At 59.7% G+C, this 22,645-nt stretch carries 19 protein-coding genes; 8 read left to right on the top strand and 11 right to left on the bottom strand.

Annotated features, from left to right (window positions below; translation table 11 throughout):
• Positions 1–141: 141 nt before the first annotated feature.
• Entirely contained in the window at positions 142–1,419 is a 1,278-nt protein-coding gene (locus CFBP5499_RS22075; protein ID WP_080830138.1) for an aspartate kinase, read from the bottom strand.
• A gap of 393 nt (positions 1,420–1,812) precedes the next feature.
• Between CFBP5499_RS22075 and CFBP5499_RS22065 the strand changes: the two genes are divergently transcribed.
• Positions 1,813–3,660: a DEAD/DEAH box helicase gene (locus CFBP5499_RS22065; protein ID WP_080828247.1), complete on the top strand. Its 1,848-nt coding sequence runs from the start codon at positions 1,813–1,815 to the stop codon at positions 3,658–3,660.
• Between the two features lie 135 nt (positions 3,661–3,795).
• Here the strand turns inward: CFBP5499_RS22065 and CFBP5499_RS22060 are convergent, their stop codons facing one another.
• The 3 genes from CFBP5499_RS22060 to nspC all read right to left on the bottom strand — a co-directional run bounded on the left by CFBP5499_RS22060 (position 3,796) and on the right by nspC (position 7,609).
• Positions 3,796–4,950 (bottom strand): IS4 family transposase, encoded by a 1,155-nt coding sequence (locus CFBP5499_RS22060; protein ID WP_137066283.1) that lies wholly within the window; start codon positions 4,948–4,950, stop codon positions 3,796–3,798.
• A gap of 263 nt (positions 4,951–5,213) precedes the next feature.
• Positions 5,214–6,452 carry a saccharopine dehydrogenase family protein gene (locus tag CFBP5499_RS22055; RefSeq protein WP_080828249.1) on the bottom strand — a complete coding sequence of 413 codons (1,239 nt, stop codon included), beginning with the start codon at positions 6,450–6,452 and terminating at the stop codon, positions 5,214–5,216.
• A 59-nt stretch (positions 6,453–6,511) separates the two neighbouring features.
• On the bottom strand, positions 6,512–7,609 hold the full coding sequence (gene nspC / locus CFBP5499_RS22050; RefSeq protein WP_080828251.1) for a carboxynorspermidine decarboxylase: 1,098 nt from the start codon (positions 7,607–7,609) through the stop codon (positions 6,512–6,514).
• Between the two features lie 279 nt (positions 7,610–7,888).
• Here nspC and CFBP5499_RS22045 point away from each other — a divergent pair, with 279 nt between their 5' ends.
• From CFBP5499_RS22045 to galE, 3 genes are all read left to right on the top strand, one after another.
• Positions 7,889–8,233, top strand: a complete 345-nt coding sequence (locus CFBP5499_RS22045; RefSeq protein ID WP_130932534.1) for a DUF883 family protein — start codon at positions 7,889–7,891, stop codon at positions 8,231–8,233.
• Between the two features lie 4 nt (positions 8,234–8,237).
• Positions 8,238–8,675, top strand: a complete 438-nt coding sequence (locus tag CFBP5499_RS22040; protein ID WP_077984945.1) for a hypothetical protein — start codon at positions 8,238–8,240, stop codon at positions 8,673–8,675.
• Positions 8,676–8,856: 181 nt separating this feature from the next.
• Positions 8,857–9,840, top strand: coding sequence for a UDP-glucose 4-epimerase GalE (galE, locus tag CFBP5499_RS22035; RefSeq protein ID WP_130932535.1), 984 nt, complete (start codon positions 8,857–8,859; stop codon positions 9,838–9,840).
• 104 nt (positions 9,841–9,944) lie between these two features.
• Here galE and CFBP5499_RS22030 read toward each other — a convergent pair whose 3' ends face one another.
• Positions 9,945–10,520, bottom strand: coding sequence for a PRC-barrel domain-containing protein (locus CFBP5499_RS22030; RefSeq protein ID WP_080828256.1), 576 nt, complete (start codon positions 10,518–10,520; stop codon positions 9,945–9,947).
• A gap of 238 nt (positions 10,521–10,758) precedes the next feature.
• Between CFBP5499_RS22030 and CFBP5499_RS22025 the strand changes: the two genes are divergently transcribed.
• Positions 10,759–12,477 carry a sensor histidine kinase gene (locus tag CFBP5499_RS22025; protein ID WP_175416849.1) on the top strand — a complete coding sequence of 573 codons (1,719 nt, stop codon included), beginning with the start codon at positions 10,759–10,761 and terminating at the stop codon, positions 12,475–12,477.
• 250 nt (positions 12,478–12,727) lie between these two features.
• On the opposite strand, the gene CFBP5499_RS22020 is transcribed toward CFBP5499_RS22025, so the two are convergent.
• Together CFBP5499_RS22020 and CFBP5499_RS22015 are read right to left on the bottom strand one after the other, a co-directional pair.
• A complete protein-coding gene (locus CFBP5499_RS22020; RefSeq protein ID WP_080828260.1) occupies positions 12,728–13,717 on the bottom strand; it encodes a sensor histidine kinase in 990 nt (329 codons plus the stop codon).
• Between the two features lie 95 nt (positions 13,718–13,812).
• Positions 13,813–14,607: a response regulator gene (locus tag CFBP5499_RS22015; RefSeq protein ID WP_080828262.1), complete on the bottom strand. Its 795-nt coding sequence runs from the start codon at positions 14,605–14,607 to the stop codon at positions 13,813–13,815.
• A gap of 138 nt (positions 14,608–14,745) precedes the next feature.
• Here CFBP5499_RS22015 and CFBP5499_RS22010 point away from each other — a divergent pair, with 138 nt between their 5' ends.
• Positions 14,746–14,952: a NepR family anti-sigma factor gene (locus CFBP5499_RS22010; RefSeq protein WP_080828264.1), complete on the top strand. Its 207-nt coding sequence runs from the start codon at positions 14,746–14,748 to the stop codon at positions 14,950–14,952.
• Positions 14,952–15,518, top strand: coding sequence for an RNA polymerase sigma factor (locus tag CFBP5499_RS22005; protein WP_080828265.1), 567 nt, complete (start codon positions 14,952–14,954; stop codon positions 15,516–15,518). The genes CFBP5499_RS22010 and CFBP5499_RS22005 overlap by 1 nt, the downstream gene beginning before the upstream one ends.
• Before the next feature lie 66 nt (positions 15,519–15,584).
• On the opposite strand, the gene CFBP5499_RS22000 is transcribed toward CFBP5499_RS22005, so the two are convergent.
• Entirely contained in the window at positions 15,585–16,055 is a 471-nt protein-coding gene (locus CFBP5499_RS22000) for an Lrp/AsnC family transcriptional regulator (RefSeq protein WP_080828267.1), read from the bottom strand.
• A gap of 175 nt (positions 16,056–16,230) precedes the next feature.
• Here CFBP5499_RS22000 and putA point away from each other — a divergent pair, with 175 nt between their 5' ends.
• Positions 16,231–19,905: a trifunctional transcriptional regulator/proline dehydrogenase/L-glutamate gamma-semialdehyde dehydrogenase gene (gene putA / locus CFBP5499_RS21990; RefSeq protein ID WP_080828271.1), complete on the top strand. Its 3,675-nt coding sequence runs from the start codon at positions 16,231–16,233 to the stop codon at positions 19,903–19,905.
• Between the two features lie 38 nt (positions 19,906–19,943).
• Here putA and CFBP5499_RS21985 read toward each other — a convergent pair whose 3' ends face one another.
• Genes CFBP5499_RS21985 through CFBP5499_RS21975 form a run of 3 tightly spaced genes read right to left on the bottom strand, consistent with a single transcriptional unit; the run spans position 19,944 to position 22,538 of the window.
• A complete protein-coding gene (locus CFBP5499_RS21985; RefSeq protein ID WP_080828273.1) occupies positions 19,944–20,774 on the bottom strand; it encodes an ABC transporter ATP-binding protein in 831 nt (276 codons plus the stop codon).
• Positions 20,775–20,782: 8 nt separating this feature from the next.
• Positions 20,783–21,565, bottom strand: a complete 783-nt coding sequence (locus CFBP5499_RS21980; RefSeq protein WP_080828274.1) for an ABC transporter permease subunit — start codon at positions 21,563–21,565, stop codon at positions 20,783–20,785.
• 19 nt (positions 21,566–21,584) lie between these two features.
• Positions 21,585–22,538 (bottom strand): aliphatic sulfonate ABC transporter substrate-binding protein, encoded by a 954-nt coding sequence (locus tag CFBP5499_RS21975; RefSeq protein ID WP_080828275.1) that lies wholly within the window; start codon positions 22,536–22,538, stop codon positions 21,585–21,587.
• Positions 22,539–22,645: the final 107 nt, after the last annotated feature.

Raw genomic sequence — 22,645 nt, 5'->3', positions numbered from 1 at the left:
TCATAATATTCGAGAATCAAAACGTCATTTAAAAATTTATAGCGCGAGAAGCGCGTCCCGCAAGGGACACGCTTTCATGAAACGCCACATCGGAAGAACGCAACTCCGAAGAATCGGAGCATCGGGAACCGATGTCTCGGCTTAAGCTTTATCGAGACCGTAGGCGGAATGCAAAGTGCGAACCGCAAGTTCGGCGTAGGCGCCGTCGATCAGGATCGAAATCTTGATCTCTGACGTGGTGATCGCCTTGATGTTGATGTTCTTCTCGGCAAGCGCCTTGAACGCGCTGGCGGCAACGCCGGCGTGGCTGCGCATGCCGATACCGATGACCGAAACCTTGGCAAGGCCCGTTTCGTTCTGCGCGACGTCAAAGCCGATCTGCGCCTTGTTGTCATCGAGAACCTTGAGCGCCTTGGCAACGTCGCCCGAGGGGACGGTGAAGGTCATGTCGGTGCGCGAACCGTCTTCGGAGATGTTCTGCACGATCATGTCAACGTTGATATGCGCTTCCGCCAGCGGTCCGAAGATCGCGGCGGAGACGCCCGGACGGTCGGCCACACGGCGCAGCGAAATCTGTGCTTCATCCTTGGCATAGGCGATGCCGGTTACGACTTCCTGTTCCACGATTTCATCCTCGTCACAAATCAAAGTACCGGGCGGGTTGATGAGGTCGCCCATGCCCGGCGCATCGGGATCCTCGAAACTGGAGCGAACGAAGGTGCGCACCTTGTGTACCATGGCAAGCTCAACTGAGCGAACCTGCAGAACCTTCGCGCCGAGAGACGCCATTTCGAGCATTTCCTCGAAGGCGATCTTCTTCATGCGGCGAGCCTTGGGCTCGATGCGCGGATCGGTGGTGTAGACGCCGTCGACATCGGTATAGATGTCGCAGCGATCCGCCTTGACGGCGGCGGCAATGGCCACAGCCGACGTGTCCGAGCCGCCGCGGCCGAGCGTCGCGATGCGGTTATCCGGACCGATGCCCTGGAAACCAGCGACAACGGCAACCTGTCCCTCACCCATGCGCTTGACGATATCGGACCCGTCGATCTCGAGAATACGGGCGGCGCCATGGGCGTTATCGGTGCGGATCGGGATCTGCCAGCCCTGCCAGGAGCGCGCATTGATGCCCATGGACTGCAGGGTGATTGCCAGCAGGCCTGATGTCACCTGCTCGCCGGATGCGACAACCGCGTCATATTCGCGCGCATCATAAAAGGAGGCGGCGTTGGTGCCGGCCACCTTCGCAGCATTCTGCACCCAGTCCACCAATTCGTTGGTTTTGCCGGACATGGCGGAAACGACTACGGCCACTTCATGGCCGGCATCCACTTCGCGTTTCACATGCCGTGCGACATTGTGAATGCGTTCGAGGTTCGCGACGGACGTGCCGCCGAATTTCATGACAATGCGAGCCATAGCCTTGACCAGTACCATCCCATTTTCCCGCCGGCTCCTTCAGGAAAACGGACGGACAAGAACAAACCCAGTCGGCCCTTCCTTAAAAAAGAGCCTCAAGTTGCGGGTCTCTTAGCGAAAAGGTGGGGGGCACGCAATGCCGTTTATGAACCATGCGGTACGCCTTTTGAGCCGCCTTCAAAACGGATGAAGACGCCGCAGAACGGTTAGCAGGATAAAACACCCGTAAAAGAGCGTACCGCAGTGCACTGTACAAACCGGCCTATTCGCAGTATGGAGCGCGGCAATGCAACCGGCCAGATGGCCGAAATGGCCCGTATCGGCTGCCCCGGAGACTTTAGGACCTATTGGTTTCGGGCGGATGCGGGCAGCTTCATATCCGAAAGACGGTAGATGACAGACACCCAGGGTATCGCCCCGGCGATCGCGCAGGCGTTGGAAAAACGCGGTTATAAAGACTTGACCCCCGTACAGCAGGCCATGCTTGCGCCTGAGCTGGCCGACAAGGACGCGCTGGTTTCCGCGCAGACCGGCTCCGGCAAGACGGTTGCCTTCGGCATCGCGCTTGCGACCACGCTGCTTTCGGAAAATACCCGCTTCGGTCAGGCTTCCGCACCACTAGCGCTGGCAATCGCACCAACCCGCGAACTGGCCATGCAGGTCAAGCGCGAGCTGGAATGGCTTTATGAATTCGCTGGCGTGTCGATCGCGTCCTGCGTCGGCGGCATGGATATCCGCAACGAGCGCCGGGCGCTGGAGCGCGGCGCCCATATCGTCGTCGGTACGCCTGGCCGCCTGTGCGACCACATCAAGCGGGGTGCACTCGACCTTTCGTCCATCCGCGCCGTGGTGCTGGATGAAGCCGACGAGATGCTCGATCTCGGCTTCCGCGAAGATCTGGAATTCATTCTGGAAGAATCGCCCGAAAACCGTCGCACGCTGATGTTCTCGGCCACCGTGCCGCGCAGCATCGCCAAGCTGGCCGAAAGCTACCAGAAGAACGCAGTGCGCATCGCCACCGCTTCCGAACAGAAGCAGCATGTGGATATCGAATACCGTGCCCTGCTGGTATCGCCGTCGGACCGCGAAAACGCCATCATCAACGCGCTGCGCTTTTATGAAGCCCGCAACGCCATCGTTTTCTGCTCCACGCGCGCCGCCGTCAACCATCTGACGGCCCGGCTGAACAATCGCGGCTTTTCGGTCGTGGCTCTCTCCGGTGAACTCACCCAGAACGAGCGCACACACGCCCTGCAGGCCATGCGTGACGGCCGCGCCCGCGTTTGCGTGGCAACCGACGTTGCCGCCCGCGGCATCGACCTGCCGGGCCTCGAACTCGTTATCCACGCCGACCTGCCGACCAATTCCGAAACGCTTCTGCACCGTTCGGGCCGTACCGGCCGCGCCGGGCAAAAGGGTGTCAGCGCCATTGTTGTGCCCGTAAGCCAGCGCCGCAAGGCCGAGCGTCTTCTCGAAGGCGCAAAGGTCAGCCCGACGTGGGTTCACCCGCCCTCCGTCGAAGAGATCGTCGAGCGTGATGGTGCAAGGCTTCTGGCCGATCCAACACTCAGCGAAGCCGTGGCCGAGGACGAACGCGATTTCGTCACCAAGCTGCTCGAACAGCATGGCGCGGAAAAAGTCGCCGCCGCCTTCGTGCGTCTCTACCATGCCGGACGTTCCGCGCCTGAAGACATCACCGAAGTTTCGCTCGATAACAGCCGCAAGCCGCGCCGCGACAGCTTCGAGACCGTCGAAAACAACGCACCGCGCCGCGAACGCTCCGACTTCTCCGACAGCGCATGGTTCTCGCTGTCCGTTGGCCGCAAGCAGAGCGCCGAGCCGCGCTGGCTCATCCCGATGCTTTGCCGTTTCGGCAAGATCACCCGCCAGGATATCGGCGCGATCCGCATGCAGCAGACGGAGACCTTCGTGGAACTGGCCGCCGATGCCGTCGACCGTTTCACCTCCGCCATCGGCAAGGACATGATGCTGGAGAAGGGCATTCGCCTGAAGGCGCTGGAAGGCAAGCCGGAAATGACCGGCGGCGTCCGCGAAGACACCCGCCCGGCCAAGGCGCAGCGGAAATTCAGCAAGCCGGACAATGCAAGCGCCCCCCGTGACGACCGCAAGGGCGAAGACAAGCCCTGGAAGAAGAAAAAGCCCTTTGGCGACAAGCCGAAATACGAGGGCAAGAAGGACAAGCCTTTCGAGAAGCGTGGGCCGAAGCCGACGAAAGGTTGAGGTCACTCTGCGACTGACGGCGGCGGCAGGCATACCCGCTCTCAACGTCATCCTCGGGCTTGTCCCGAGGATCTGCAACCTATTGATTTTATTCAACGTGATTGGATCCTCGGCACAGGGCCACTGCTGTCCGGTTTAAATTTCCATTCCGAGAAGTGTCATCTGTCTTGGATCGGCGGTTTTAGCTGGTGGCGGCCTTGTGAGGCTGTCGGTTCTTCGGCGATGCATAAGATTGGCGCGCACCAGGCGTGCGAATGCCAGTGGGCTTTGGACGAGTTTCTGGTCTGCCTGCGCCATGCGCAACAATAGATAGGCGATGAGCGCCACGGCGATCTGGATGCGCACGGCGTTCTCGCTGTTGCCAAGGAAATGCCGGATCCTCAGCGTCTGCTTGACCCAGCGAAAGAACAGTTCGATCGCCCAGCGCCGTTTGTAGAGATCGGCGATCTCCTGTGCGGGCGCGTCGAGATCGTTGGTCAGCAGTCGCAGCACCTTGCCCGTCTGCGTCCTGACTGTGATCTCCCGCACGGGGTCGCCAAACCGATTGCGGCGGCTTGCCGCCATGCGGGCGGGCAGAAGCCCGATGCGATCGAAGAGGACGATGCCATCGCCGCTGACAGCTTGCTGGCTTGTTACGGTCAGCTTCGTATGGGACTTGAACCGCGTGACGATGCGGCAGCCGGCCTTGTCGAGCGCCGCCCACCAGCCGAAATCATAATAGCCAAGATCGAACACATAGGTCGCACCCGCCGCGATCGGCATGGCCTTGGCGGCTGTGATGTCGTTGACATTGGCGGGCGTGACCGCCGCATAGATCGGTCGCTCGGCATCGGCGTCGTAGACGACATGAACCTTGGCGCCGCAGGCCTGATGGGAAAACCGTGCCCAGTCGCACCCGGCCCCGCTCAGCCGAACGCCGGTCGCGTCGATGAGATAGGTGGCCTCCGACACCGACCGGCGCAACCCGCGGCCCGCGCGGGCGACCATCTCGCGAAACAGACCGGCAAAGACCTCGCTTGAGCGCCGTGCATTGGCATCGCACAGCGTCGAGCGCGACACCGGCCTTCCACCGACGTGATAAAGCCGCGCGGCATGGCTTTCGAGGCCGCCGACGATCTCGCGCAGACTGACGGCTCCGGACAACTGGCCGTAAAGCAGGGCGATGAACTGGCTCTTCGTTGACAGCCGGCGCACATGCTTGTCGGCGCCATGCTCATCCACAAGCCTGTCGAACCTGCTCCAAGCCACCCGCTTCAACAGATCGTGGAATACGCTATTGTAGTGCCGCACGGTGTTTTTCCTGTTCGTGTCCGAGATCGTCGCCAAACGTTCGAATACGAGTAGAATCAACACCGTGCGCCATGTCTACAAATTTAAACCGGACAGCAGTGGCACAGGGCCGAGGATGACGTCGCGTAACTGGCTAGACCTCTTTCCATCGTCTGGGCACTACACCCGTTTTGCGTCCAGTGCGCGATAGATAATCTGTATAGCAAAGAAAAAGCCCCGCATTCGCGGGGCTTTTCTGTCTCTATCCGTCAAGAACGCTGCGCTCAGAACTCCAGCGCGCGATCGCCGTTTTCATCCTTGATACGGTTCGGCAGACCAATCTTGTTCAGGATGTTCAGGAACGGCTTCGGCGGCAGTTCTTCAACATTCGCCATCTGCTTAACATCCCATTCGCCTGTCGCAATCAGCATGGCGGCAGCGACCGGGGGAACGCCGGCGGTGTAGGAGATGCCCTGCGAGCCGACTTCCTCGTAAGCTTCCTTGTGGTCGGCCACGTTGTAGATGAAGACTTCGCGTTCCTTGCCGTCCTTGATGCCCTTGACGATATCGCCAATGCAGGTCTTGCCGACATAGTCGGGCGCCAGCGACGACGGATCGGGCAGGACGGCCTTCACCACCTTCAGCGGCACGACTTCCAGACCTTCTGCCGTCTTGACCGGCTTTTCGGACAGGAGACCGAGGTTCTTCAGCACGGTGAAGACGTTGATGTAGTGATCACCGAAGCCCATCCAGAAGCGCACATCGGCACCCTCCATATTTTTGGACAGCGAATGCACCTCATCATGGCCGGTCATATAGGCCTTCTGCTTGCCGACGACGGGCAGGTCGAATTCCTGGCCGACTTCGAACATCTGGTTCGTCTGCCACTGACCATTCTGCCAGGAATAAACGACGCCGGTGAATTCGCGGAAGTTGATTTCCGGATCGAAGTTTGTCGAGAACCAGCGGCCATGGCTGCCGGCATTGATATCGACGATATCGACCGAAGTGACCTTGTCGAAATAGTCATCCTTGGCAAGGCGGGCATAGGCGTTGACGACGCCCGGGTCGAAACCGACGCCGAGAATGGCGGTAATGCCCTTTTCCTTGCATTCTTCCGCGCGCTTCCACTCGTAGTTTCCATACCACGGCGGCGCTTCGCAGATCTTGGTCGGATCCTCGTGGATCGCGGTATCCATATAGGCAACACCCGTGTCCATGCAGGCACGAAGAACGGACATGTTGACGAAAGCCGAACCGACATTGATGACGATTTCCACGCCGGTTTTCCTGATCAAGGCTTTCGTCGCCTCGATATCCATAGCGTCAAGCGCATGGGCCTCAAGCTTCACATCTGTCTTGAGGCTCTTCTTTTCGCGTACGGACTCGACAATCTTGCGGCACTTTTCCAAAGTCCGTGACGCAATATGAATGTCTCCCAATACATCGCTGTTCTGGGCGCATTTATGCGCCACGACCTGTGCTACGCCACCGGCGCCGATGATCAGAACGTTCTTCTTCATTTCAGGTGATGCCTCCTTTTCCCCGCAGGGATAAGCTTCGTTGATGTTAAAAACAGGGTTTAAGACAGGCTTTGCTCGAAATCGGCAAAGTCGAATTCACGAACGGCGCGCACGGAGCCGTCCAGTTCCTTGATGGCGATCGCCGGCATCTTCACGCCGTTGAACCAGTTCTTCTTGACCATGGTGTAACCGGCCGCGTCCTGGAAGGAGATGCGGTCCCCCACCTTCAGCTCCTTGTCGAAGCGGAAATCGCCGAAAATATCGCCGGCAAGGCAGGACTTGCCGCAGACCATGTAAGGATGCTCGCCCTCATTCGGCGAAACCTTCGCGGTTTCGCGGTAGATCAGCAGATCGAGCATGTGGGCTTCGATGGAACTGTCGACGATGGCGAGGTTCTTGCCGTTGAACAGCGTATCGAGAACCGTCACCTCGAGCGTCGTGCTCTTGGTGATCGAGGCCTCGCCCGGCTCCAGATAGACCTGCACGCCATATTTTTCGGAGAAGGCGCGCAGACGGTCGCAGAACTGGTCGAGCGGATAATCGTCACCGGTGAAATGAATGCCGCCACCGAGGCTCACCCATTCGGCACGCGACAACAGCGATCCGAATTTCTCTTCGATCTGCGTCAGCATGCGGTCGAACAGCGAGAAATCACCGTTTTCGCAATTATTGTGGATCATGAAACCGGAAATGCGGTCCATGACCTTATCGACCTTGGCGACATCCCACTCGCCAAGACGGCTGAAGGGGCGTGCAGGATCGGCAAGATCGAAGCTCGAGGAGCTGACCTGCGGATTGAGGCGCAGACCACGGGTGATGCTAGATGCCTTCTCCGCAAAACGCTCCAGCTGGCCGATCGAATTGAAGATGATCTTGTCGGCATTCGCGATCACTTCGTCGATTTCATAATCGGCATAGGCGACGGAATAGGCATGGGTCTCACCACCGAATTTCTCGCGACCGAGACGCACTTCATAGAGCGAAGACGAGGTGGTGCCGTCCATATATTGCGACATGAAATCGAACACCGACCATGTGGCGAAGCATTTCAGCGCCAAGAGCGCCTTGGCGCCGGATTTTTCCCGCACATAGGCAATCTTCTCCATGTTGCGAAGAAGTTTTGTCTTGTCGATGAGGTAATAGGGCGTCTGCAGCATGTCGTTTCACATATTGATTGAAGTCAAGGTCGGTCTTGGATGATGGGCCTTATATGATGCTTGTGACAGGAAAACAAATGTCCGGGGGCGAATTCCTGAAAAATGCCCGGCTCAGCAATATGGTTGAAGAAAACACATGACGTTACGGAACCAAGCGCCAGCGGGCGCGTTTCAATCGCGGACAGGCGGGTTGTTTCTGCCGCCGCAACAAGAGTTAGGCGGCGACGGTCGTTGACATGTCGCCAACTCCATCAACGATGTTCAGGAAGGACTTCACTCATGGCAAGCGTGCGTAGCAGCGTTAATGACAAGATCCAGCAATCCCTCGAAAACGGTGATGCAGCCGATGTGGCCGCACAGCTCGCCCAGCTTCGCGACGATCTGGCAAATCTTGCCAAGAGCGTGAAAGCGCTTGGCGTCGGCGCCTCTTACGAGCTGAAGGCACAGGCCGCCCGGGTCGCAGACGATGCGATTTCTGCGTCGAGCGACATGGCGGATACTGTCCGCAACGAGATTTCCACGCTGAACGACAACCTCACCGATCAGGTCCAGAAGAACCCGCTGCAGTCGCTCGGCATCGCCGTTGGCGTCGGCTTCGTTCTTGCCCTCCTGACGCGTCGATAAGCTCATGCTTGAGGCATTGCTGGTCTATCTGGGGGAGACCCAGCGTGAAGGGCGTGTCGTCACGAGACGGCTGCGCTCCGTCATTATATTATCGGTGCTGGCAGGGATATTTTTCCTGATAGCCTTCGTCGCAGCGGTCGTGGCGGGATCAATCTATCTCGCGCGTCACGTTGGGGCTGGACCGGCGGCGCTCGTCGTTGCGGGCTCTGCCTTTCTGCTCGGTGTTATCATGCTGGTGGCGCTCGCCATCCTCAAACGCCCGAGGGTCTACGCGACCAGACCGATGACACCGCTTGCTGCCGCAGCACCTTTAACGGCAGCGCCGCTCGCTCTGCAATCGCTGCTTTCGCTTGCAATCCAGGCACGCCCTTACGCGACACTTGCCGTCGCTGTTGCGGCCGGATTTCTCGCGACGAGAGCGGGTACAAAAAAGACCAAGTAACTTCTTGGCCGCCTGGCAAGACCAACCGCGCATCCAGACGATGGATGCGCGGTTTTTTTTATGTTACCCGCGAAGGATAGACTGGTTGATGGCATCCTGTGCCACGCCGCCCTTATTTGAACAAAGTGACATACAGTCTCGGGCAGTCTCTGCGCGTCCGTAATTTTCTGAAAGGCAATTGATGAAGAAGAAAGTCCTTGTCGTCGGCGGTGCCGGCTATATCGGTTCGCACACCTGCCTTCTCCTGTCTGAGCGAGGATATGAACCAGTTGTTTTCGACAATCTCTCCAACGGGCATGAGGAATTTGTCCGCTGGGGGCCTTTCGAACAGGGTGATATTCGTGACCGGGCGCGGCTGGACGAAGTCTTCGCCAAACACCAGCCGGAAGCCGTCCTCCACTTCGCCGCGCTGATCGAAGTCGGCGAATCGGTCAAGCAGCCGGTCGCATTTTACGACAATAACGTCATCGGTTCGCTCAACCTGCTTTCCGCCGCCATCGATGCCGGCGTCACGTCCTTCGTTTTCTCCTCCACCTGCGCGACCTACGGATTGCCGGAACAGGTGCCGATCGACGAGACGCACCGGCAGGCGCCGATCAACCCCTATGGCCGCACCAAATGGGTGGTGGAGCAGGCGCTGAAGGATTACAGCACCTATAAGGGGCTGCGCTCGGTAATGTTGCGCTATTTCAACGCTGCGGGTGCGGATTTCGAAGGCCGCATCGGCGAATGGCACAAGCCGGAAACCCACGCGATCCCGCTTGCCATCGAGGCTGCACTGGGCCGGCGTCAGGGCTTCAAGGTGTTCGGCACAGATTACGACACGCGCGACGGCACCTGCGTGCGCGACTATATCCACATTCTCGACCTTGCCGATGCGCATGTGCGGGCAGTGGATTACCTGCTGGAGGGCGGCGAGACTGTCGAGCTTAACCTCGGCACCGGCACCGGCACCACGGTGAAGGAACTGCTGGAGGCAATTTCCGAAGTCTCCGGCCGCCCCTTCCCCGTCGAATATACCGGGCGGCGTGACGGCGATTCCACCACCCTCGTTGCCAATAACGACAAGGCCAGAGAGGTTCTCGGCTGGGAACCGCGTTACTCCCTGTCGGATATCATCAAATCCGCCTGGGCGTGGCACTCCTCCCGCAATGCCGGGGACTGAACAACCTTACGCCCATACCAAAAAAGCACCGGCCAGCTGGCCGGTGCCTTTCGCGGGACGACTGATCGAAGCCCGTCCCGCTCCTGCCTCCCAGGGATTGGGAATTAAGGCTTGGTTGCCGATGTGGTCGTGCTGTCAGGAGCGGCCGGCGCTGCCGCATTCTTCTCGCTGGCCTTCTGCTCCAGCGTCTTGAATTCCGGCGCTGCCTTCAACGTTTCCGCCGTTTCGGTGGTGGTCAGGCGGATGGTGCCATCCTGCGTATTGCGCGTCATCGTGACCTTATCCATGGGAACTGCCACATCCTTGGCGCCGATGCCGAGGAAGCCGCCGACGCCGATCACTGCTGCGACCAGACCGCCGTCTTCTTTCATGATGAGGTTGGTGACGTTACCGATGCTCTCATCGGCGGCGGTATAGACCGACTTGCCGATATAGTCGTTGGCGCTCACCTGGGTTTCACCCTGCTCGGTCAGATAGGCGCCGCCTGTCGTGGTGGCCGCGCTGTCATTGGCCGAAGGAGCCGCAGGCGTCATGGGTGTGGCGGGCGGTGTTGCCGGTTCCGTCTGCGCGCCCGGATTTGCCGGTGCGGGCTGAGTGTTGCCCTGAGCGATGGCCAGCGGCGCGAAAGCCGTCGTGCCCATCAAAGCGGCGGTGACGAGTATCGTAAGTTTCTTTGCCATTTCGTACCTTCCTTTCATCGTTCTCAACTGGCCGGGCGGTGATGGTTTTCACTTTCGCTCCGTGGCCGGTTCGTCTTGCAAACGGGCTCGTCGTTGAAATAGTTCCGATTTTTTCCGGTCGCGCCGATGCGATTGTCGCCTGCTGAGACAATTGAAGGTAAAAAACAGGCATTGCTAACGGAGGACAGCGCGCTATTATCCCTGCCGTAACAATGCCATAACTGCCGGAGTTTTTTATATGCCTGGACCCGGCGACAGACTGAAAGACATGATCTCGGCTTTGCGTCGGCGCAGCGCTAATTTTTTCCCGACGGCCTCCATCGGCACCTATCTGGTGGTGATGGCAACCGTCATCACGCTGCCGCTCATCCTTTTCGTCGGTTATCTGATGCTGCGCCTCGAGGCGGAAAAACGCGATGACCTGCAGCGGGAAACAATCGAGGATGTGCGGGTGGTCTCACGCAATATTGACCGCCGTCTGCAGGAAATCGCCACTTCGCTCAATCTGCTCTCGCAATTCCCCGAGCTTGAGAATGGCAACCTCGCAGCGTTTCAGGGGCGCGTTGCCGAAAGCCTGAAACGGGAGGGCCTCTACGCCATTCTCGCCACAAAGGATGGCCAGCAGCGTCTCAACACGCGCGTGCCCTATGGCGAGCCGCTCGGCAAGGTGGCGGCCGAGGCCAATCTGGCCAGGGCGATCGATTCCCGCCGCATCACCGTTTCGGATCTGTTTTTCGGCTCCGTCAGCAAGGAATGGGTGTTCAACGTCACTCTGCCGCTCGATCCGGACCTTGGATCCGCGGGAGACGCGCTGATCCTGACGCAGAATGCCAGTGATCTCAGCCGGCTCATTCCCACGGAAAACCTGCCGCGCCACTGGGCGGTCGCGATCATCGACGGCACCAACCGCGTCGTCGTTTCCACTGCGCAGGACGAGGCGGAAGTGGGCAAGCCCTTTGTAAACCCCGCCATACTTTCGGAAATGCAGGCCTTCAGCGGTAATTTTTTCGACGGCAAGGGCAACCTCTACGCCTATGCGCAGCTGCCGGGCTGGCAATGGAAGACCGTGATGTGGGGACCGCTTGCCGCGAGCCAGGCGGCGCTGATCGACACCTGGCGGCAGATGATGATCGGCAGCCTTGTGCTGGTGCTGATCGCCATCGGCGGCGCCTATCTGGTCGGTCGGCAATTGCGCAGCTCCATCCGCGATCTGACCCATATGGCCGAGCGCATCGGCGAAGGCGAGATCGTCGCCCCCGTCGATACCAAGATAAAGGAGGCCAACCAGGTCGCCATCGCACTCTCCAACGCCTCCTTCGACAGAAGCCAGTCGGAAGAGCGATTACAACTGCTGCTGCACGAACTGGTACACCGTTCCAAGAACATTCTGACGCTGGTTCAGGCGATGATACGGCAGCTGGGACGCGAAAATAAAAGCATTCCTGAATTCCAGAAGGAAGTGGACCACCGCCTGCGCGGCCTTGGAATGTCGATTCGGGCTCTGGCGGAAGTTCAATGGCAGGGTCTGCCGATCCGCAAGCTGATCGAAACCCATCTCGATGTTTTCGGCACGGTCGTGGAGCGCTTCAGGCTGGAGGGCGACGATTTCATGCTGTCGCCGGAAGCGGCGCAGAACTTCGGGCTCGTGGTGCATGAGCTGACGACGAACTCCATCAAATATGGTGCACTTTCGGTACCGCCGGGAAAAATAACCGTAAGCTGGAAAGCGCTCGAAAAAGATGGTCGGCAGATGCTCCAACTGATCTGGACGGAGACAGGCGGGCCGCCCGCAACCGAGCCGAGCCGCAAGGGCTTCGGCACCACCGTCATCAAACGCCATGCGGAAGGCGCCTTCGGCGGGAACGTCACGACGGAGTATCGCCAGACCGGCTTCGAATGGTCGCTGGAAGCGCCGCTGCGCTATTTCATCCCCAAGCGATCCGAGCAGACACACTGAGCGTCGCCCCGGCAGCTAAAATTTGGCGATTGTCAAAAAAAATGCATTTTGCGGGAACCCAATGCGCCGGTGTGCATTTTTACTGCAGGCCAAGCAATTCCCCCGTCCCCGCCTGAAGCTTGGCTTGATATAAACGGGTTTCACCCCTGAAAACCCGTCATAAAAATAGCACGGCTCTCTTATGGGCCGTGCTTTTTTATTGTGGGCTTTGGCATGGTCGTCAGGCCTCAACCATCCCTCCGCAACCTTCTCAGGAAACCGCACTGTCACCCGAAGGGAACTTCAGGCGATAGACGATCCGCTCCGGTGTCAGCTGGTATTCGGCACTGCCGCCGAGAGCGGAAGGCACCACCTTTTCCAGCACCACGCTGCCGAAACTGCCGCGCCTGGCCTCCGCCGGTTCCTTCGAGGGCATCATCGGCTCATTCCACTCTACAATATAAAAATCACCGTCCTGGCGACATTGGAGAGCGATCGGCGGGTGATAGGCCAGATTGCCACTATGGCTTACGGTGTTGACGACCAGCTCATGGAAGGCGAGCCCGATATAAAGCGCGCCATTCGGGTTGAGCAGCAGGTTTTCGCCTTCCATATGGATGAGGTTCGGATACTCAGGCACATAAAGCTCGAATTGCTGCCGCAGAAGCTCGAATATGCGTGCACCCCGCCAGTCCGAATCCGTGATGAGATCCTGGCTCTGGGCAAGAGCATGCAGCCGGCCGCGGAACTTGCGCAGGAAATCATCCTTGGTGAGGCTGAAACGGGCCGTCTGTCCCGCAAGGCTCTGGATAATCGCCAGCAGGTTCTTGGAGCGGTGGCTGACCTCACGCAGCAACGAGCGCAGGAGCTGCTCGCGCCGCCGTTCCGACGTCACCTCCCGAATGGTGGTCTTCATTACCACCTGGTTCGACTGATTGAAGGTGGAGTGAACCTGAAACTGGAAGACACGATCATTGCCGGCGTTGACTTCCAGCATACCGCGGCTGCCCGCCGTGTTCATGTCCTTCTTCAGTTCAGCCAGCCGGACGGAGAGATCGTTGCCGAACAGATTTTCATCCGTCGGGTACGAATCCACCGGCAGTTTCCAGACATCCGGCAGATTGGCCACGAATATATAATCGCGGTTCCAGTCCTGCAGCATGACCGTCTCGCCCGAATCGAGCAAGGCAAGGACGAGCGAATCGTGAAGTTCGCTCTCGTCCCTCTCCGCGTTATGCCATGCCAGCCGATGCAAATTCATCTCCTTGCAGAAAGCCGCGGGAAGACCCCACGACCATAACCGCCAACGTCCGGGCGCCACACTGGTTCCCGGTCAGGCTGCGGTTTCGGCAAATCTCACGCCGCGACGCGTGAGCTTTCGTTGAAAAACAGGGCCTGGCTGATGAGAGCTTTCACCATGTCCGGGTTAAACGGCTTCGTCACGAGGAAGGTCGGCTCCGGTCGCTCGCCTGTCAAAAGACGCTCGGGGAAGGCCGTGATAAAGATCACCGGGAGGGTGGTCATCTGCAGGATGTCCTTCATCGCATCGAGACCGGAGCTGCCGTCAGCGAGCTGGATATCGGCCAGGATCATTTTCGGCTGAGTGCGATGGAAGAGATCGAGGGCTTCCGTATGGGTGCGGGCGATGCCCGTGACGCGGTGGCCAAGATCGGTGACCATCTGCTCGATATCCATGGCGATCAGAGGTTCGTCCTCGATGATCATGATGTCGGTCGCCACCTGCCTTGCAATTTCAGAGGCCGCCTCGTCGATCAGCCTGCCGACCTGATCCTCGGACACTTTCAGGACCTCTGCGGTTTCCGATGGCGTGAACTCTTCAACCGTCGTCAAAAGGAAAGCCTGACGGGCCAGCGCCGGCACGGCGGAGAGATTGGCGGAGGCGCGCTTTTCCCATCCCGACAGGTTTTCGTCGGTCTTAATATTGATCGTGACGGAACTAAAGATCGATACGAACAATTGATAGAGCGAAACGCGATCGCTGCTTGTCTGCGGAAAAATGCTGATATCGGCGATCAGAGCTTCGAGTGTTGCCGCAACATAGGCATCGCCCGTCGATTGTGAACCGCAAACGGCACGCGCGAACCTGCGCAGATATGGCAGGTGCGGTGCGATGCGTGTAGAAACTGACATGGAATTCTCCCCTTTCATGCGGTCTGCAACGCAAACCCGAGATAGCAACGTGCGCATCACAAAAAAAGTTCCAAACTGCCGGAACTATTTTTTTTACCGCGCATTATTTGCCACGACGAAAAAGGAATACCGGACGTTATGAGCATGTTTCAATCGGATCAAGATCAGCCGGACAATTCGGCGCCCCCCCAGGTTCCACATTCCGGGCGGGCGGTGATTTCCCGTAAGCTCAGAGAGCTTTATGATGCCGTTCAGGATGAAGGCATCCCTGACAAATTCCTCGACCTTCTCGAAAAACTCGATGAAGCCGAAAGTAAAGCCAAAATGAAGGCTTCGGAGGAATGATGGCGAAAGAGCCGGAGCAGACAGAATACAATTTCAAGCGGGAAATGCTGGCAGCGCTGCCGAACCTGCGCGCCTTCGCGATTTCGCTCATCCGTTCGAGGGACCGTGCAGACGACCTCGTGCAGGACACAATCATGAAGGCCTGGGCCAAACAGGACAGTTTTCAGCCCGGCACCAATATGCGGGCATGGCTGGTGACGATCCTGCGCAACGAATTCTACAGCCAGATTCGTAAGTCCGGCCGTGAAGTGCAGGATACGGACGGGGTCTATACCTCGCGCCTTTCCGTGCCGCCGGAACAGCATGGTTCCGTCGATCTTCAGGATTTCCGCGCAGCACTCGCAAAATTGCCCGACGACCAGCGTGAAGCCATCCTGCTGATCGGCGCCTCGGGTTTTGCCTATGAGGAAGCCGCCGAGATTTGCGGTTGCCCTGTTGGCACGATCAAGAGCCGCGTGAGCCGTGCAAGGCTGCGCCTCCAGGAACTGCTTGGTATCGAAAACGAAAACGAATTCGGTCCGGATGCGCAGATGAGCGCGGTGACAGCCGCGGCCACGGCGCGCTGAAAGAACGAAATTGGAATGACAATGAACGGGTAGGCTCACGTCTGCCCGTTTTTCCATTTCCGCTTTTCAAATACCCGTTTCCTTGACCGACTGCATGACCACGAAGGTCGAGGTATTGGCGACAGACGGCAGGCTTGAGATTTTTTCGCCGAGCACCCTTCTGTATTTGCGGATGTCGCTGGTGCGCACCTTCAGGAGATAATCGAAGGCGCCGGCGATCATGTGGCACTCTTCCACTTCCTTGATCTTGCGCACCGCCGTGTTGAACTCCTCCAGCGCCTTTTCCCGCGTGTCGGAAAGCTTGACTTCGGCGAAGGCGATGTGATCGACACCGAGCTTCTGCGGATTGAGCATGGCCCGGAAGCCGAGAATATAGCCCTCATCCACCAGCCGCTTCAACCGTGTCTGGCAAGGCGTCTTGGAAAGGCCGACCCTTTTTGAGAGTTGCAGCACCGACATGCGCCCGTCTTCGCTGAGCGCCTCGAGAATCTTGAGATCGAAGTGATCCAGACCGTCTGTTTTCTGACTATTTGCCATGCAATTTTACGCCATTCTCGATTTATAAAAGTTCATATGGCCTGTTTTATCCTGAAAATAAGGCCATAGCAATTTTTCCGGCAATGATATTGTAAGCGCCAGGATGACAAGCGGCGGGCGGAGGACGCGCTGCCGCCGACGATCTGTTTTCAACAGCGTTTTCAGGATTTTCAGAATGGCCGATGGTGCAAGCAACGCCGCTCTTGCGATGAACGGTATCTTCCAGAATTTTGCACCGCCGGTGCGCGAACAGAGCCTGCTGCGCAAGGCGATCACCGCCGCCTATCGCCGCCCGGAGGAAGAGTGCCTGGCGCCGCTGCTCGAGGCAGCAACCGTGGCATCGGAACAGGCGACCGCCATTCGCGCCACGGCACGCAAGCTGATCGAGGCGTTGCGCGCCAAGACCAAGGGCACCGGTGTCGAAGGACTGGTGCAGGAATATTCGCTCTCCAGCCATGAGGGCGTGGCGCTGATGTGCCTTGCCGAAGCGCTTCTGCGCATTCCCGACACCGCGACCCGCGATGCGCTGATCCGCGACAAGATCGCGCGCGGCGACTGGAAGTCCCATATTGGCGGCGGACGCTCGCTTTTTGTCAATGCCGCCACCTGGGGCCTCGTCATCACCGGCAAGCTGACCTCGACGGTCAATGACAGCGGCCTTTCGGCGGCGCTGACCAAGCTGATCGCCCGCGCCGGCGAACCCGTCATCCGCCGTGGCGTCGATATGGCGATGCGCATGATGGGCGAGCAGTTCGTGACCGGCGAGACGATCGGCGAAGCGATCAAGCGTTCCAAACCGCTTGAAGAGCAGGGCTTCCAATATTCCTACGACATGCTGGGCGAAGCCGCGACCACCGCAAAGGATGCGGAGCGCTATTACAAGGATTACGAAAACGCCATCCACGCCATCGGCAAGGCCTCTGCCGGCCGCGGTATCTATGGCGGGCCGGGCATTTCCATCAAGCTTTCAGCGCTGCATCCGCGTTACGCCCGCGCGCAGGCCGAGCGGGTGATGGCGGAGCTTCTGCCGCGCGTGAAGTCGCTGATGCTGCTCAGCAAGACATACGATATCGGCCTCAATATCGATGCCGAGGAAGCCGACCGGCTGGAACTGTCGCTAGATCTTCTCGAAGAACTGGCGCTGGACAAGGACCTTGCCGGCTGGAACGGCCTCGGTTTCGTCGTGCAGGCCTATGGCCGCCGCTGCCCCTTCGTTCTGGATTACATCATCGATCTCGCCCGCCGTTCGGGCCGCCGCATCATGGTGCGCCTCGTCAAGGGCGCTTATTGGGATGCGGAAATCAAGCGCGCGCAGGTGGAGGGGCTGGAAGACTTCCCTGTGTTCACCCGGAAGGTGCACACCGATGTCTCCTACATCGCCTGCGCCCGCAAGCTGCTCGACGCGCGCGATCTGGTCTTCCCGCAATTTGCGACCCACAATGCGCAGTCCATGGCGACGATCTATCACCTCGCCGGCCCCGATTTCAAACTCGGCGACTACGAGTTCCAGTGCCTGCACGGCATGGGCGAACCACTTTACAGCGAAGTCGTCGGCAAGAAGAAACTCGACCGCCCCTGCCGCTTCTACGCCCCGGTCGGCACCCATGAGACACTGCTGGCCTATCTCGTTCGTCGTCTTCTGGAAAACGGCGCGAACTCCTCTTTCGTCAACCGCATTGCCGACCCAGCCGTGCCGGTGGATTCCCTGCTGGAAGACCCGGTTGCGGTAGTCAAAGCCTATGCCGTTCCCGGTGCACAGCACGACCGCATCGCCACCCCCGCCGGTCTCTTCGGCCCGGAACGGAAAAATTCCGCCGGCCTCGACCTCTCCAGTGAAACGACGCTCTCTGCCCTCGACAAGACCTTGAAGGCAGGTGCAGCAACAGAATGGAAGGCTGCCGCACCACAGGCGGGCGGCCAGACACGTCCGGTCCTCAACCCCGGCGATCACACCGATATCGTCGGCCAGGTGACGGAACCCACCGAAGCCGATGTCGAGGCGGCCATGCAACGGGCGGCGGCCTCAAGCTGGTCCTCCACCCCCGTGGAAGACCGCGCCGCCTGCCTGGAGCGCGCAGCTGACGCCATGCAGGCCGAAATGCCCGCGTTGCTCGGCCTCATCATGCGCGAGGCAGGAAAATCCATGCCCAACGCCATTGCCGAGGTGCGCGAGGCCATCGACTTCCTGCGTTATTACGCGGCGGAAGCCCGCAGGAACTTCAAATCAGGCGAAACGCCGCTCGGTCCGATCGTCTGCATCAGCCCATGGAACTTCCCGCTCGCCATCTTCATCGGACAGGTGACGGCGGCGCTGGTTGCCGGCAACCCGGTTCTGGCAAAACCCGCCGAGGAGACACCCCTGATCGCCGCGCAGGGCGTACGCCTGCTGCATGAAGCGGGCGTTCCGCAAGACGCCGTGCAGCTTCTGCCGGGCGACGGCAAGACGGGTGCAGCACTCGTCGGTTCACCACTGACGGCGGGCGTGATGTTCACCGGCTCCACGGAAGTGGCGCGGCTCATTCAGGGCCAGCTTGCCGGCCGGGTTCTGTCCAATGGCCAGCCGGTGCCGCTGATCGCAGAGACCGGCGGCCAGAACGCCATGATCGTCGATTCCTCGGCACTTGCAGAACAGGTCGTCGCCGATGTCATTGCGTCCGCCTTCGACAGTGCCGGACAGCGCTGCTCCGCACTGCGCATTCTCTGCCTGCAGGAAGATGTGGCGGACCGCACGCTGACCATGCTGAAAGGCGCATTGCATGAATTGCGGATCGGCCGTACGGATCGGCTCTCCGTGGATGTCGGTCCCGTCATCACTGCAGAAGCAAAAGGCATCATCGAAAAGCACATTGACGGCATGCGTTCGCTCGGTCACCGCATCGAGCAGATCGCGCTTGCGGGGGAAACCGGCAAGGGCACCTTCGTGCCACCAACCATCATCGAGATGAAATCGCTTGCCGATCTGAAGCGCGAGGTCTTCGGGCCGGTGCTGCACGTCATCCGCTTCAAGCGCGATAATCTCGACCGGCTGATCGACGAGATCAACGCCACCGGCTACGGCCTGACCTTCGGCCTGCATACGCGTCTCGACGATACGATCCAGCATGTGCTCTCCCGCGTCGCGGCCGGCAATCTTTATGTGAACCGCAACATCATCGGCGCGGTGGTCGGCGTGCAACCGTTTGGCGGGCGCGGCCTTTCCGGCACCGGCCCCAAGGCCGGCGGCCCGCTCTATCTTGGCCGCATGACGGAAAAAGCACCGAAGATCGACCGCATCGCCAGCCAGCAGGATCAGGCCGCGGTCGATCTCGCCCGCTGGCTGGATGAAAATGGTCAGACCGTCGCCGCCGAAGCCGCGCGCCAGGCGGCAGCGCTTTCCGGCCTCGGCTTCGAGACCGAACTGGCGGGACCGGTCGGCGAGCGCAACGTCTATGCGCTGCATCCACGCGGCAAGATCCTGCTGGTGCCGGCAACCGAACAGGGGCTTTACCGCCAGCTTGCGGCGGCGCTTTCCACCGGGAACTCGGTTGTCATCGACAATGCTTCCGGACTGGAAAAGGCAATCTACGGCCTGCCGGCAACCGTCACCTCGCGCATCGTCTGGGCGGATGACTGGAAGAAATCAGCACCTTTCGCCGGTGCGCTGGTCGAGGGCGATGCGGAGCGTGTGGTTGCGATCAACAGGAAGATTGCCACCCTGCCCGGCCCGCTGGTTCTCGTTCAGGCAGCGACGACGGACGCACTTTCCGGCGAAAGCCAGCCTTATACTCTCGACTGGTTGGTGGAGGAGGTCTCCGTCAGCGTCAACACCACGGCTGCCGGCGGCAATGCCAGCCTGATGAGCATAGGCTAAGACATGGTCCCGGCAGGGTCTCGACCCTGCCGCGCCACCTATTGTCCAGTAATCTCGCCACGGCCGAAGAGCTGGTTCAGAACCTGTTCTTCCAGCCTTGCGAATTCCGGCGTGCCATGGCGGCGCGGACGCGGCAGCTTCACATCGAGATCGAGCGCGATACGCCCCTCATCGATGACGACGATGCGATCCGCGAGCGCGACGGCCTCCGAAACATCGTGGGTTACGAGCACGGCGGTGAATTTCTGTTTGCGCCAGATACGCTCCAGTAAAAGCTGCATTTCGATGCGGGTGAGCGCATCGAGCGCGCCGAGCGGCTCGTCCAGCGCCAGGATTTGCGGATGGGCGACAAGCGCGCGTGCCAGCGCCACGCGCTGCTTCTGGCCGCCGGAAAGCACATAGGGCCACTCGCCCGCCCGATCCTTTAAGCCGACCTCATCGAGAATGCCAAGCGCCTGTTCCCTTGCAGCTTCGCCTTTGGCGATGCCGGTCAGGCCCACCGAAACATTGTTTGCGATCCGCTCCCACGGCAGAAGGCGCGGCTCCTGAAACATCATGCGGGTGCGGCTTGATGCATCCTTTGAGACGGTTCCGGTCGTCGGCGTGTCGAGGCCGGCCAGAATACGCAAAAGCGTGCTCTTGCCGCAGCCGCTCTTGCCGATGATGGCCAGAAACTCGCCTTCCCGCACATCGAGATCGATGCCGCGCAGAACCGGCTTGTCGCCGAAGCTCTTCGTGACGTTGCGGAAGCTGAAGGCGACCTTGCCTTCGGCCGGTTTGGCACGGTGTTCGATCTTCGCCTCGGTTCCGGGCGGAAGAGGTTGCGGGGCATCGGGGCGTCTCAGCGTCGTCACATTACCGGTCGACATGGGTTACCTCAGACTTTCTTGAAGGCTGGATGCCATTGCAGGAAGACGCTTTCGAGGAAGCGGGCGAAACTGTCGGCGAGCTTGCCGAGAAGCGCATAGATGAGGATCGACAGCACAACGACATCGATCAGCAGGAATTCGCGCGCCTGCATGGCCATGTAGCCGAGGCCGGAGGACGAGGAGATGGTTTCCGCCACGATCAGCGTCAGCCACATGATGCCGAGCGCGTAACGCAGGCCGGTGAAGATGGACGGCAGCGCGCCGGGCAGGATGACCCGCCGGAACAGCGTGAAGGGCGACATGCCGTAGGTGCGGCCCATCTCCACCAGCTGCGGATCGACGCCCTGAATGCCGAGCAGCGTGTTGATGTAGATCGGGAAGAAGACCCCGAGCGCGACGAGAAAGAGCTTCGCTTCCTCATCGATGCCGAACCACAGGATGACGAGCGGAATGAGCGCCAGATGCGGAATATTGCGGATCATCTGCAGCGTCGTATCGGTGAAGCTGCGCGAAAATCTCGACAGACCATTGGCCAAACCGAAGATGAAGCCGATAGCGCCGCCAATGGCGAAACCGGCGAGTGCGCGGGCGGAACTGACGCCGATATTGGCGATGAGTTCACCCGAGAGCAAAAGCCGCCAGAAGGCTTCGGCAACAGCGGAGGGGGCCGGCAGCACGTTGGCGGAAATCAGGCCAACACGCGCCGCCACTTCCCATCCCGCAAGGATGATGGCGGGAAGCAGCCAGCCGGTGGCGGCACCACCTATCTCAGTACGCTTTCCAGTGCTCATGACGTCCCTCCGGTCCGGCTTAGTTGGTCGCGCCCGACCAGACGGCATCCTTGATGCTGATCTGTTTCGGGATGAGGCCAAGACGATAGAAGCGGTCGGCGGTTTCCTGCTGGCTGGCGACGATCTTGTCGTCGATCCTGGTGATGCCGAATTCCGAGCGGTTGGCGGCGAGCGTCTGCGCCTCCAGCGGAACGCCCGTCACTTCATGCAGCGCAGCCGCCACCTTGTCGCGGTTTGCGGCAGACCATTTTGCCGCTTCGCCCAGAGCACCGACGGTGGTGTTGATCGTATCCGCATGGGATTTGGCATAATCGCGATTGGCGAGGAAATAGGTGCTGACGTCAAGAACGTCGCTGGTGCGGGCAAGGGTCACCGGCTTGTAGCGGGTTTCGGCAATCGCGTAGAACGGGTCCCAGACGGCCCAGGCATCAATCTTGTCGCTGGCAAAAGCGGCCGCGGCGTCGGCCGGGCTGAGATAGGTCACCTCGATATCGCTGAATTTCAGGCCGTTCTTCTCCAGCGCCGCAACCAGCAGATTGTGGGCACTGGTGCCCTTGCCGACGCCGACCTTCTTGCCCTTGAGATCGGCAACCGATTTGATACCGCTTTCAGGCTTGGTGAAGATCGCCTCGCCCTTGCCGTTCGAAGGAAGCGCCGCGACATAGACAATGGCCGAACCCGCCGCCTGACCGAAAATCGGCGGCGCGTCGCCTGTCCAGCCGACATTGATGGAGCCGACATTCAGCGCTTCCACCAGCGGCGGGCCTGCCGTGAACTCCACCCAGGACACCTTCACGCCTTTGGCCTCGAGCGCCTTTTCGATGACGCCCTGCTGACGGGCGATCACCGGCAGGCCGGTTTTCTGATAACCGATCTTCAGTTCTTCCGCCGCCTGTGCGGCAAATGCCAGCGTTGAAAAGGCGGCGGCGGCGATGAGACCGGCGGAAAGGACGCGTCGGGTAATGGCTGGCATTTCATCTCCTATCACCAGCCCCACTGGCCGGTCTGCGATATGGAGCAATGCTAGGGTTTCCAACAAAAACGATAGAGAGACAATAATTCAATATAACTGATATCGCA

Source organism: Agrobacterium tumefaciens (assembly GCF_005221325.1).
Classification (GTDB): domain Bacteria; phylum Pseudomonadota; class Alphaproteobacteria; order Rhizobiales; family Rhizobiaceae; genus Agrobacterium.
This window is presented reverse-complemented; position numbering and strand designations above follow the sequence as displayed.

Excerpts from the sequence above, each read along its gene's own strand:
- CFBP5499_RS22015 (WP_080828262.1), bottom strand. The coding sequence starts at position 14,607 with ATGTCAGTTTCTACACGCATCGCACCGCACCTGCCATATCTGCGCAGG.
- CFBP5499_RS22025 (WP_175416849.1), top strand. The coding sequence starts at position 10,759 with ATGCCTGGACCCGGCGACAGACTGAAAGACATGATCTCGGCTTTGCGT.
- CFBP5499_RS22030 (WP_080828256.1), bottom strand. The coding sequence starts at position 10,520 with ATGGCAAAGAAACTTACGATACTCGTCACCGCCGCTTTGATGGGCACG.
- CFBP5499_RS21975 (WP_080828275.1), bottom strand. The coding sequence starts at position 22,538 with ATGCCAGCCATTACCCGACGCGTCCTTTCCGCCGGTCTCATCGCCGCC.
- CFBP5499_RS22055 (WP_080828249.1), bottom strand. The coding sequence starts at position 6,452 with ATGAAGAAGAACGTTCTGATCATCGGCGCCGGTGGCGTAGCACAGGTC.
- CFBP5499_RS22075 (WP_080830138.1), bottom strand. The coding sequence starts at position 1,419 with ATGGCTCGCATTGTCATGAAATTCGGCGGCACGTCCGTCGCGAACCTC.
- CFBP5499_RS22020 (WP_080828260.1), bottom strand. The coding sequence starts at position 13,717 with ATGAATTTGCATCGGCTGGCATGGCATAACGCGGAGAGGGACGAGAGC.
- CFBP5499_RS22065 (WP_080828247.1), top strand. The coding sequence starts at position 1,813 with ATGACAGACACCCAGGGTATCGCCCCGGCGATCGCGCAGGCGTTGGAA.
- nspC (WP_080828251.1), bottom strand. The coding sequence starts at position 7,609 with ATGCTGCAGACGCCCTATTACCTCATCGACAAGACAAAACTTCTTCGC.
- CFBP5499_RS22000 (WP_080828267.1), bottom strand. The coding sequence starts at position 16,055 with ATGGCAAATAGTCAGAAAACAGACGGTCTGGATCACTTCGATCTCAAG.
- CFBP5499_RS21985 (WP_080828273.1), bottom strand. The coding sequence starts at position 20,774 with ATGTCGACCGGTAATGTGACGACGCTGAGACGCCCCGATGCCCCGCAA.
- CFBP5499_RS21980 (WP_080828274.1), bottom strand. The coding sequence starts at position 21,565 with ATGAGCACTGGAAAGCGTACTGAGATAGGTGGTGCCGCCACCGGCTGG.
- CFBP5499_RS22040 (WP_077984945.1), top strand. The coding sequence starts at position 8,238 with ATGCTTGAGGCATTGCTGGTCTATCTGGGGGAGACCCAGCGTGAAGGG.
- putA (WP_080828271.1), top strand. The coding sequence starts at position 16,231 with ATGGCCGATGGTGCAAGCAACGCCGCTCTTGCGATGAACGGTATCTTC.
- CFBP5499_RS22045 (WP_130932534.1), top strand. The coding sequence starts at position 7,889 with ATGGCAAGCGTGCGTAGCAGCGTTAATGACAAGATCCAGCAATCCCTC.
- galE (WP_130932535.1), top strand. The coding sequence starts at position 8,857 with ATGAAGAAGAAAGTCCTTGTCGTCGGCGGTGCCGGCTATATCGGTTCG.
- CFBP5499_RS22010 (WP_080828264.1), top strand. The coding sequence starts at position 14,746 with ATGAGCATGTTTCAATCGGATCAAGATCAGCCGGACAATTCGGCGCCC.
- CFBP5499_RS22005 (WP_080828265.1), top strand. The coding sequence starts at position 14,952 with ATGGCGAAAGAGCCGGAGCAGACAGAATACAATTTCAAGCGGGAAATG.